Source organism: Saccharothrix sp. ST-888 (assembly GCF_000955975.1).
In the GTDB taxonomy this organism is placed as follows: domain Bacteria; phylum Actinomycetota; class Actinomycetes; order Streptomycetales; family Streptomycetaceae; genus Kitasatospora.
Genome location: NZ_JYJF01000153.1, coordinates 1 through 10,599 on the forward strand (window position 1 = coordinate 1; position 10,599 = coordinate 10,599).

Here is a 10,599-nt window from a genome sequence, read left to right on the forward strand (position 1 = left end):
ACCGCTACGACAACGATGTCCACTACCTCGGCGGCTCGCTGCTGGCGGTGGGCATGCACGCCTGGTCGGCCGCCATGCTGGCGTTCGCCGGACGGCCGCCGGACCCCAGGTACGTCGGGGAGGACTGGCGGCCGATGTGGCTGGAGCGGCTGGCTTCGGTGGAACCGCCGCTCCACCACCGGCTCGGCCACCAGACCAGGGACGACTACTGGCGGCAGGGCAGCGCCTGCGAGGACTACGGGGCGATCAGGGCCGCCGTGCTGGCCGTCGGCGGCTGGGCCGACCCCTACCGGGACAGCGTGCTGCGGCTGGTCGAACACCTGGACGCGCCCGTGCGCGCGATCATCGGCCCGTGGTCGCACCAGTACCCCGACCGGGGCCTGCCGCCCGGCCCCGCGATCGGCTTCCTGCAGGAGACGCTGCGCTGGTGGGACCACTGGCTCAAGGACGTCGACACCGGCGTGCTGCGGGAGCCCGCGCTGCGCAGCTGGATGAACGAGTCGGTACTGCCCGCGACGGTCTACGCCAACCGTCCCGGACGGTGGGTGGGCGACGAGTCCTGGCCCTCGCCGGACGTCCGGGAGATCCACTACGGGCTGGACGAGGTGCTGCGGACGGCCGGGACACCGTCCGACGACCGGTTCGTGCACGTGCGCTCGCCGCAGCACACCGGCGCCGACGCCGGGCGCTTCCTCCCGTTCGGGAGCGCCGCCGACCTGCCGCCCGACCAGCGCGAGGAGGACGGGCGGTCGGTCTGCTTCGACTCGCTGCCGCTGCCCGAGCCGGTCGAGATCCTCGGGCGGGCGGGTCTGCGGCTGCGGGTGCGGTGCGACGGGCGGCGCGGGCAGGTCGTCGCCCGGCTCTGCGACGTCGCGCCGGACGGCTCGTCCACCCTGGTCACCCGCGGGGTGCTCAACCTGACCTCCCGGCAGGGGCGGGACCGGGTGGTGGAGTGGACGCCGGGCGGGGTCGAGGACCTCGGGTTCGAGCTGGCGGGGATCGCGCACTCGTTCCCGCCCGGCCATCGGATCAGGCTCGCGCTCTCGTCCGCGTACTGGCCGTGGGTGTGGCCGCAGCCGTGGGCGGGCGGGTTCGAACTGGACCCCGGCCACAGCGCGCTGGTCCTGCCCGTACGGCACCTGGCCGCCGACGCGGGCAGCCCGCCGGTCACCTTCGAGCCGCCCGAGCAGGCGGTCGGCCTGCACGTCCACGTCACCGAGCCGCTCACCGAGCGGCCCGAGCGGCAGCTGATCCGCGACATCGCCGCCGGGGAGTGGCGGCTGGAGGTCTCGCCCGGCCACGGCGGCCCGCTCACCTACCCCGACGGCCTGGTCTACGACGAGCGCGCCGTCGAGGAGTACCGGATCCTGACCGACGACCCGCTCAGCGCGACCACCCGCTCGGACTGGACGATCCGCCTGGAGCGCCCCGACCTCGGCTGGGACGTCACCGTCCGCGCCCGCTCCGAACTCGCCTGCAATTCCTCGCACTTCACCGCCCGCAGCCACCTGAGCGCCCTGGAGGGCGGCTCGGTGGTCTTCGAACGCGACTGGGAGCGGAGGTTCCCGCGCACGGCGTCGTAGGCGACCCGGGCGATCCGGACCTGCCGTCAGTCCTGCCGCACCGGTCCTCCGGCCACCGGTCAGCTGCCCCGGGCGCAAGGGGGATCAACGGCCGATCACCACAGGCCGGACGGGGCGCGGTCGCGGGTGCTCCCGAGGCCCCGCCGACGGATCGGCCGAAACCCGCCCACCCGTCCGCGCACCCGGCCGGGGACACGAACTACCGCTCTCGCAGTGGTGGTTGACACCACTGTCGGCGGTCAGAAAAATCGCCTCCGGACCGTTCTCCCTGCACCGGAAACAGGGCCTCGTGAAACAGTCATGGGCACGAACCCCGCTCACTCCCGACGGCCTGCTCGGGCCCGCGGCCCGGCACCCCGGGCTGTCGGACCCCCGGTACCTGGAGCGGCGGCAGGCCGTGGCCGCCCTGGTGCGGGACCACCGGGTCGGCGATCCCGCGCCGCCGGTGGCCTACACCGAGCCGGAGCACGCCACCTGGCGGACGGTCCACCGCTCGCTCTCCACCGCCCTCCACGCCCACGCCTGCCGTCCGGTGCTCGAAGCCCGCGAGCAGGCGCCGATCCCCACCGACCACATCCCCCAGCACTCCGAGGTCGGCGCACGGTTACGCCGGCTGACGGGGTTCGACTTCACGCCGACCGGCGGGGTGGTGGCGAACAAGCGGTTCCTCGGCTCGATGGACCGGGGGTACTTCCACGCCGTGCAGTTCGTCCGCCACCCCGCGCTGCCGCTCTACACCCCCGAACCGGACGTCATCCACGACGTGTTCGGCCACGGCATCCACCTGGCGTCCCCCGAACTCGCCGAGCTCTACCGGGTGGTCGGGCGCGCCGCCATGCGGGTCGACAGCAGAACGGCCCTCCAGGTGATCAGCCACGTCTACTGGTTCACCCTGGAGTGCGGCGTCATCGACGAACGCGGCACCCCGAAGGCGTTCGGCGCGGCCCTGCTCTCCTCCTCCGGCGAACTCGCCCGGCTGGACCGCAGCCGGATCCACCCGCTGGACGTGGCGACCGTCCTCACCACCCCCTACGAGATCTCCGGCTACCAGCCGAACCTCTTCTGCGCCCGCTCGCTCCGCCATCTCGCCGACACCCTGAGCGAGTTCTTCGACGACTTCGACGACGAGACCGTACGCAGCCGGGGGCTCCGCGTCCCGGCTCCGTGAGCGCGATCGGCCGGGGCGGGCAAGCGGACGCACGGACCGGTGGGACAGGCCCGTACCGGGCTGCGGGGCCGGATACCCGGAACCGGCCGGGAACTCACCGGCCGCCCGGACCGACTGCTGTGCCGTGGAAGCAATCGAACCGGGCACCCGCCCCTCCCTCCTCCTGCTGGGCTTCGCCCTGCTCCTGCTCGTCGTCTTCCTGGGCGCCTTCGCGGCCGGCCGGACCGCCGGGCCGGTCTCCCCCGGCCTGTCACCGGGCAGCAGTTCCCCGGGCGGCTCGGGCGGCGGCATGCCCGGCATGGACGGCCACGGCATGGGGACGGGCCGATGACCGCCCCGGTGGAGGCCGGCGAGCTCACCACCACGGACCTGGCCGTCGGCGGGATGACCTGTGCGGCCTGCGTCGCCCGGGTCGAGAAGCGGCTGGCCCGGATCGCGGGCGTGACCGCGGGCGTCAACCTGGCCACCGGCCGGGCCCGGGTGGTGCACCCGGTGGAGGTCCCGGCGGCCGACCTGGTCGCGGCGGTCGAGCGCGCCGGCTACACCGCCGAGCCGCTCCGCGACCGCCACACCGCCGCCGCCCCGGCCGAGCCCGCCGAGGACCGGCCCCGGCTGGTGGTGACGGCCGTCCTGGCCGTTGCCGTCATCGTCCTGTCGATGGTGCCCTCGCTCCAGTTCCGCGCCTGGCAGTGGGTCTGCTTCGCTCTGGCGCTGCCGGTGGTCGGCTGGGGCTCGTACGGCTTCCACCGCCGGGCCTGGCAGGGGTTGCGGCACGCCACCGCCACCATGGACACCCTGGTGAGCCTGGGCGTCCTGGCCTCCTTCGGCTGGTCCGCGTACGCGCTGTTCCTGGGCGGCGCGGGCGAGTTGGGCATGCGGATGCCGTTCTCGCTGACCGCTGACGGCGGCGCGGCGCACGTCTACCTGGAGGCGGCGGTCGGCGTCCCGCTGTTCGTGCTCTGCGGACGGACGCTGGAGGGCCGGGTCCGTCGGCGCACCGGGTCCGCGCTCCGGGCACTGGCCGAGCTGGGCGCGAAGGAGGTCTGTGTCCGGGAGGCGGGGGCCGAGCGGCTGATCCCGGTCGAACAGCTGCTGCCGGGGCGGGAGTTCGTGGTCCGGCCGGGCGAGAAGGTGGCCACCGACGGGGTGGTGGTGGAGGGCGGCTCGGCCCTCGACCTGAGTCTGCTGACCGGGGAGAGCGTCCCGGTCGAGGTCGGTCCGGGCGACCGGGTCGCCGGAGCCACCGTGAACATCGGCGGCTCGCTGCTGGTCCGTGCCACCGCGGTCGGCGCGGACACCCAACTCGCCCGGATCACCGCCCTGGTGGCCGACGCGCAGACCGGCAAGGCCCGCGCCCAGCGGCTGGCGGACACCGTCGCCGGGGTGTTCGTCCCCTGCGTGCTGGCGGTGGCCGCGTGCGTCCTGGGCTTCTGGCTCGGGGCCGGCGCCGACCCGCAGGCGGCGGTCACGGCGGCGGTGGCGGTCCTGGTGGTCGCCTGCCCGTGCGCACTCGGCCTCGCCACCCCGACGGCCCTGCTCGCGGCCACCGGGCGCGGCGCCGAGCTCGGCGTCCTGGTCCGGGGTCCGGAGGTGCTGGAGAGCCTGCGCCGGATCGACACCGTGGTCCTGGACAAGACCGGCACCCTGACCAGCGGACACATGCAGCTCGCCGAGACGGTCACCGCCCCGGGCGAGTCGGCGGACGAGGTGCTGCGCCTCGCCGGGGCGGTCGAACACCACTCCGAGCACCCGATCGGCCAGGCCGTCGCGGCGGCGGCCCGCCGGCGCTGCGGTCCCGAGCTGCCGAAGGTCTCCGACTTCACCGCCATCCCCGGGGTCGGCGTCCGGGGCACGGCCGAGGGGCGGAGCGTCCGGGTCGTCCGCCCCGACCTCGCGCCGGCCACCGCCCAGGACGCCTCCGCCCGCCGACCGGCCGACCCGGACCGGACGCCCGCGCTGCGGGACGCGCTGGCCCGCGCCGAGTCCGACGGCCGCACCGCGGTCGTGGTGGAGCTGGACGGCCGCCCGGCGGCGGTCCTGCTGGTCGGCGACACGCTGCGGCCCGGGAGCTACCGGGCGGTGCACCGGCTGCGCGGGATGGGTCTGGAGACCGTCCTGCTGACCGGCGACCAGCCGGGTGCGGCCCGCACCGTGGCCGAGCACCTGGGCATCGGCGAGGTCCACGCCTCAGCCTCCCCCGAACGCAAGGCCGAGGTGGTCGCCGAACTGCGCGCGGCGGGCCGCACGGTCGCGGTGGTCGGCGACGGGGTCAACGACGCGGTCGCGCTGGCCTCGGCGGACCTGGGCATCGCGCTCGGCTCCGGCACCGACGCGGCGATCGGCGCAGCCGGGCTGACCCTGGTGCGCGGCGACATCGAGGCGGTCGTCGACGCGGTACGGCTCGCCCGGCGCACCCTGGCCACCATCCGGGTCAACCTGCTCTGGGCGTTCGGCTACAACGCGGTCCTGGTGCCGCTGGCCGCGGTCGGTCTGCTCAACCCGATGCTCGCCGCCGTCGCCATGTCGGCCAGCTCGCTCCTGGTGGTCGGCAACAGCCTGCGCCTGCGCACCTGGCAGCCCGCCCCCCGCCGCGTCGGCACCCCTGCCTTCACTACCCGCACCGGCACCACCCCCCGGAGGCCGCGATGAACCGGGCCGCTCTCCCGCCCCTGGCGGCCGCCGCCGCGTCACTGGTCCTGCTGTCCGGCTGGACCGCGGTCGGCGGCGCGGGCCGGGCCCGGCCGGTCCAGGCCGAGCCCGGCTGGATCCTGATCCCGACCGGCGCCTCGGCCACCGCCGCGTTCTTCACGGTCCGCAACCCCGGCGACGTCCCGGACGAACTGGTCGGCGTCGACTGGGACCAGCCCGGCCGGCTCGCCCTGAAGGAGCACCGGCACCTCGGCGCCACCGGCAACTGGGCCTACGCGCCGACCCTGACCGTTCCCGCCGGGGGCGAGCTGGCGATGTCGCCGGAGCGCGCGGACATCCTGGTGCCCGAACCGCCCCCGCTGCGCCCCGGCCAGTCCGTGGATTTCACCCTGCACTTCCGCCACAGTCCGGACCTGCGGGTACGCGCCCGGGCCGTCCGCCCCGGCGGCCTCTCGGCCGTGCTGTCCGCCGCCGAGGGCGAGCCGGGCCCACCGTTCGGCTGATCGCGGCCCGACGACCCCTCGGCCGGGCGCACCGCCTCGCGCCTCCGCCGCCCGCCCCGCACCTCGCGACGGCGGCACCGGCCCGGCCCGGCCAGGGGGACCGGGGTCCGAGGAGGTCGGCTGCCGGCGCCCATCCGTCTTGAGATGTAGTCCCGCTGCATCGCGCGTCGCACCCGCGCGGCCGCCGAATCGTCCTGGCGCGGCTCGTTCCGGCGGCCTCGGGAAAATAGCGTTGGCCGTGCCCGCCAGTCCCTCCCCCGAGGACCACGCCATGATCGAAGCCGTCGGCCTGAGCAAGCGCTACGGCCCCAAAACCGCCGTCCACGACCTGAGCTTCACCGTCCGCCCAGGTGTCGTCACCGGCTTTCTCGGCCCGAACGGCGCCGGGAAGTCCACCACCATGCGGATGCTGCTCGGCCTGGACACCCCGAGCTCCGGCCACGCCACGCTGAACGGCCGCCGGTACGCCGACCACGCCGCGCCGCTGCGCGAGGTCGGCGCGATGCTGGAGGCCCGCGCCGTCCACACCGGCCGCAGCGCCTTCAACCACCTGCTCGCCCTCGCCGCCACCCACGGCATCCCCCGCCGCCGGGTGGAGGAGGTGATAGACCTCGTCGGTCTGCGCCAGGTCGCCCGCAAGCGGGCCGGTGGCTTCTCGCTGGGCATGGGCCAGCGCCTGGGCATCGCCTCGGCGCTGCTCGGCGACCCGGCCACGCTGATCCTCGACGAGCCGGTCAACGGGCTCGACCCCGAGGGCATCCTGTGGATCCGCAACCTGCTCAAGTCCCTTGCCACCGAGGGCCGTACGGTGCTCGTCTCCTCGCACCTGATGAGCGAGATGGCACTCACCGCCGAGCACCTGATCGTGATCGGCCGGGGCCGGCTGATCGCCGACACCTCGGTCGAGGAGTTCACCCTCCAGGCGTCCAGCGGCAAGGTCCACGTCCGCACCCCGGACGCCGCGCGCCTCGGCAAGCTCCTGCGCGAGCTGCCCGGCGTCGAGGTCGCCGCCGAGGACGGCGAGAACGTCCTGGAGGTGTCCGGCGCCGAGTGCGAGCAGATCGGCCGCCTGGCCGCCGAGCACGGACTCGTCCTCTTCGAGCTGACGCCGCAGCAGGCGTCGCTGGAGGAGGCGTTCATGGAGCTGACCAAGGACGCCGTGGAGTACGAGGCCACCGTCACCCCCACCACCTCGGCCGAGGAGGTCGCGGCATGAGTACCGTCACTGCCACCGTCATCTCCACCAAGGCCGGCGAAGGCCGGGTCACGCTGCCCCGGGTGGTCCACTCCGAGTGGATCAAGTTCCGTTCGCTGCGCTCCAGTTACATCACCCTCGCGGTGACCTTCGCACTCACCGTCGGGTTCGGCGCACTGTTCTGCTGGGCCACCGTCAACCGCTGGGACCACCTCCCGGCCGACGAGCGGGCCCACTTCACCCCGGTCGAGCACAGCCTGCGCGGCTACTTCCTGGCCCAGATGGCGATCGGCGTGCTCGGCGTCCTGGTGGTCACCGGCGAGTACTCCACCGGCATGATCCGCGCCTCGCTGTCCGCCGTGCCCAAGCGGCTGCCGGTGCTGTGGGCCAAGACCGCGGTGTTCGGCGCGATCACCTGGGTGGTCGCCACGGTCTCCTGCCTGATCGCGTTCTTCCTCGGCCAGGCCATCCTGGCCGGCAAGCACCTGGACACCACGCTCTCCGCGCCCGGCGTCCTGCGCGTGGTCCTCGGCATGGGCCTCTACCTGACCGCCGTCGGCCTGCTCGCCGTCGGTATCGGCACCCTGATCCGCAACACCGCGGGCGGCATCGCCGCCGTCTTCGGCACCCTGCTGGTGCTGCCGCTGCTGGCCGAGGCGCTGCCCAGCTCCTGGCAGGACGACATCGTCCCGTACCTGCCGAGCAACGCCGGGCAGGCCGTCGCCACCCTGCACCAGGGCCCGCACGACCTCGCCCCCTGGACGGGTCTGGGTGTGCTCGGCCTGTACGTCCTGGCCGCACTGATCGGCGCCGCCGCCGTGCTCAAGCGGCGCGACGCGTGACGGCCTGCGCCGCCGCCTGGGAGAGAATGGCCCGATGACCGGCCTCGACCAGACCTCCACCGCCCCTGGGCCACGCCGCACCGGCGTGGCCCAGGGGCTCGCCGGGCTCCTCGGGCAGCTGCGCGGCCGGATACTCACCGAGCGCTACCCCACGCTGGTCGACTTCGGCTGCGCCCTCGCCCTGCTGCTGCTCACCTCGATGCCCCAGCACCGGTTCCTGGCCGCGCACCCGTGGGTGTGGGCGCTGCACCTCGGCCTGGTCCTGCCGCTGACCTTCCGCCGCCGGGCGCCGTTCGCGGTCTTCGGTGTCACCGCCGCCGTCGCCTTCGTGCAGTGGCTCACCACCATGGGCATGCCGGCCGACATCGCCGTCCTGTTCGCGCTCTACACCGTCGCCGCGCACTGCCGGCGCCGCCGCACCGTGATCGCGTACGCGGTCGCCGAGCTCGGCGTCGTCCTGGCCGTCCTGCGGTGGACACCGGTCGGCGAGCACGGCGGCCTGCTCGCCAACCTGGTCAAGGTCTTCGTCCTGCTCTCGGGCACGGTCACCGCGGCGGCCGTGACCGGTCTGAACGTCCGGGCCCGGCGCGCCCAGCTGACCGCCCTGCGGCAGCGCGCCCACGACCTGGAGCGGCAGCGCGACCAGCAGGCGGCGCTCGCGGTCGCCGAGGAGCGCTCCCGGATCGCCCGGGAGATGCACGACATCGTCACCCACAACCTGTCCGTGATGGTCGCCCTCGCCGACGGCGCCGTCTACGCCAACGCCCACGCGCCCGACAAGGCCACCGCCGCGATGCGGCAGTCCGCCGAGACCGGCCGCCGTGCCCTCACCGACATGCGGCGCTTCCTCGGTGTGCTGCGCGCCGACGAACCCGACGCGCTGCGCCACCCGCAGCCCGGCATCGCCCAGCTCAGCACGCTGGTCGAACAGGTCAGGGCAGCCGGCCTGCCCACCGAGCTGCACCTCGACGGGGACCACTCGGCGGTCTCGGCCGGTGCCCAGCTGACCGCCTACCGGCTGGTCCAGGAGTCGCTGACCAACACCCTCAAGCACACCTCACCCGGCGCCACCGCCCGGGTCCGGGTGGCCTGCGGCCCGTCCACCGTCGCGGTGGAGGTCTGCGACAACGGCCACCCCAAGCCCCACCGTGGCCACTCCGCCCAGCTCGGCCACCCCGGCCAGGGGCTGACCGGCATGCGCTCGCGCGCTGCCGGGTACGGCGGCGAGCTCAGCGCCGGCCCACTGCCCGGCGGCGGCTGGCGGGTGGCCACCACCCTCGTCCTGGACGACGTCCTGGACGAGGGCCCCGACGGCTCCGCACTCACCCGCGCCGCGGGCGGCGCACCCGACGAACCGCAGGAGTTGCGCACCCCATGACCATCCGAGTCCTGCTGGTCGACGACCAGCCCCTGCTGCGGGTCGCCTTCTCCCTGGTGCTCGGCTCCCAGCCGGACATGGCGGTGGTCGGGGAGGCGGAGGACGGCGCGGAGGCGGTCCGGCTGGCCGCCGGGGGGCAGGTGGACGTGGTCCTGATGGACGTCCGGATGCCCGGCATGGACGGCATCGAGGCCACCAGCCTGATCGTCGCGGCCAACCCCGACACCAAGGTCCTCATCCTCACCACCTTCGACCTGGACGAGTACGCCTTCGCCGGGCTGCGCGCCGGGGCCTCCGGCTTCCTGCTCAAGAACGCCCAGCCGGACGAACTGCTCGCCGCGATCCGCTCGGTCGCCGCCGGGGACGCGGTGGTCGCCCCGCGCATCACCCGCCGCCTGCTCGACACCTTCGCCTCCCAGCTGCCCACCGACGGCGGCAACCGGGCCCGCGCCGAGGAGGCCGTCGAAGTCCTGACCGCCCGCGAGCGCAGCGTCCTGGTCCTGCTCGCCCGGGGCCTGTCCAACGCCGAGATCGCCGCCGAACTGGTCCTCGCCGAGGCCACCGTGAAGACCCACGTCAGCCGCATCCTGCTGAAGCTGGGTCTGCGCGACCGCGTCCAGGCCGTCGTCTTCGCCTACGAGAACCGCCTGGTCCTCCCCTCCTGAGACCGACCGGCGCCTGGGGGCGGCCGGCTCCACCGCCTCGCGGAAACCCCTTCGGCAAACCGCTTCCGGGCAGCCCAGACCACCCCCTGACCTGCAAAAACGGGTCAGGGAAAGGACGTGGACAAGCAGCCGTTCCGCCGTGATGATTCGGGTATGTCACGCACCTTCGATGAACTGGTGGCCGAGGCCGATTCCGTCTCGGTGGACGGTTGGGACTTCTCCTGGCTGGCCGGCCGGGCGACCGAGCAGCGGCCCTCCTGGGGCTATCAGCGGACGATGGCCGAGCACCTGGCCCGCGCCTCGGCCGCACTCGACATCCAGACGGGCGGCGGGGAGGTCCTGGCCGGGGCGGGGAAATTCCCCCCGCTGATGGTGGCGACCGAGTCCTGGCCACCCAACGTCGCCAAGGCGACGAGACTGCTGCACCCGCTCGGGGTGGTCGTGGCCGCGGACCGGGACGAGCCGCCGCTGCCGTTCGCCGACGAGGCGTTCGACCTGGTGACCAGCCGCCACCCGGTGACCGTCTGGTGGGAGGAGATCGCCCGGGTCCTGCGGCCCGGCGGGACGTACCTCGCGCAGCACGTCGGCCACTCCAGCGTCTTCGAGCTGGTCGAGT

The 10,599-nt window shown here is 74.5% G+C and carries 10 protein-coding genes; all 10 read left to right on the plus strand.

All coding sequences use genetic code 11. The annotated features are described in order from the left end of the window. Nucleotides 1-1,583: CocE/NonD family hydrolase (locus tag UK12_RS30230; protein WP_045306393.1), on the plus strand; the 1,583-nt coding region annotated here is incomplete at its 5' end. Between the two features lie 289 nt (nt 1,584-1,872). After that, nucleotides 1,873-2,751 (plus strand): phenylalanine 4-monooxygenase, encoded by an 879-nt coding sequence (locus UK12_RS30235; protein WP_063838347.1) that lies wholly within the window; start codon nt 1,873-1,875, stop codon nt 2,749-2,751. Nucleotides 2,752-2,875: 124 nt separating this feature from the next. Then, on the plus strand, nt 2,876-3,082 hold the full coding sequence (locus tag UK12_RS30240) for a hypothetical protein (RefSeq protein ID WP_045306394.1): 207 nt from the start codon (nt 2,876-2,878) through the stop codon (nt 3,080-3,082). Next, nucleotides 3,079-5,400 (plus strand): heavy metal translocating P-type ATPase, encoded by a 2,322-nt coding sequence (locus UK12_RS30245; protein ID WP_045306395.1) that lies wholly within the window; start codon nt 3,079-3,081, stop codon nt 5,398-5,400. Before UK12_RS30240 ends, UK12_RS30245 begins: the two co-directional genes overlap by 4 nt. Beyond that, on the plus strand, nt 5,397-5,903 hold the full coding sequence (locus UK12_RS30250; protein WP_045306396.1) for a copper chaperone PCu(A)C: 507 nt from the start codon (nt 5,397-5,399) through the stop codon (nt 5,901-5,903). Before UK12_RS30245 ends, UK12_RS30250 begins: the two co-directional genes overlap by 4 nt. Before the next feature lie 271 nt (nt 5,904-6,174). After that, the gene (locus UK12_RS30255) at nt 6,175-7,119 is read left to right on the plus strand and encodes an ATP-binding cassette domain-containing protein (RefSeq protein WP_045306397.1); all 945 of its coding nucleotides are present in this window, start codon (nt 6,175-6,177) and stop codon (nt 7,117-7,119) included. After that, on the plus strand, nt 7,116-7,940 hold the full coding sequence (locus tag UK12_RS30260) for an ABC transporter permease (protein WP_045306398.1): 825 nt from the start codon (nt 7,116-7,118) through the stop codon (nt 7,938-7,940). The genes UK12_RS30255 and UK12_RS30260 overlap by 4 nt, the downstream gene beginning before the upstream one ends. Before the next feature lie 34 nt (nt 7,941-7,974). After that, nucleotides 7,975-9,318, plus strand: coding sequence for a sensor histidine kinase (locus UK12_RS30265; RefSeq protein ID WP_063838348.1), 1,344 nt, complete (start codon nt 7,975-7,977; stop codon nt 9,316-9,318). Then, on the plus strand, nt 9,315-9,983 hold the full coding sequence (locus tag UK12_RS30270) for a response regulator (RefSeq protein WP_045306399.1): 669 nt from the start codon (nt 9,315-9,317) through the stop codon (nt 9,981-9,983). The genes UK12_RS30265 and UK12_RS30270 overlap by 4 nt, the downstream gene beginning before the upstream one ends. Before the next feature lie 153 nt (nt 9,984-10,136). Further along, nucleotides 10,137-10,599 (plus strand): class I SAM-dependent methyltransferase (locus UK12_RS30275; RefSeq protein WP_045306400.1); only part of this gene is annotated, 463 nt, incomplete at its 3' end.

Coding starts and splice junctions, on each gene's coding strand:
- UK12_RS30250 (WP_045306396.1), top strand. CDS start 5,397: ATGAACCGGGCCGCTCTCCCGCCCCTGGCGGCCGCCGCCGCGTCACTG.
- UK12_RS30255 (WP_045306397.1), top strand. CDS start 6,175: ATGATCGAAGCCGTCGGCCTGAGCAAGCGCTACGGCCCCAAAACCGCC.
- UK12_RS30265 (WP_063838348.1), top strand. CDS start 7,975: ATGACCGGCCTCGACCAGACCTCCACCGCCCCTGGGCCACGCCGCACC.
- UK12_RS30245 (WP_045306395.1), top strand. CDS start 3,079: ATGACCGCCCCGGTGGAGGCCGGCGAGCTCACCACCACGGACCTGGCC.
- UK12_RS30260 (WP_045306398.1), top strand. CDS start 7,116: ATGAGTACCGTCACTGCCACCGTCATCTCCACCAAGGCCGGCGAAGGC.
- UK12_RS30270 (WP_045306399.1), top strand. CDS start 9,315: ATGACCATCCGAGTCCTGCTGGTCGACGACCAGCCCCTGCTGCGGGTC.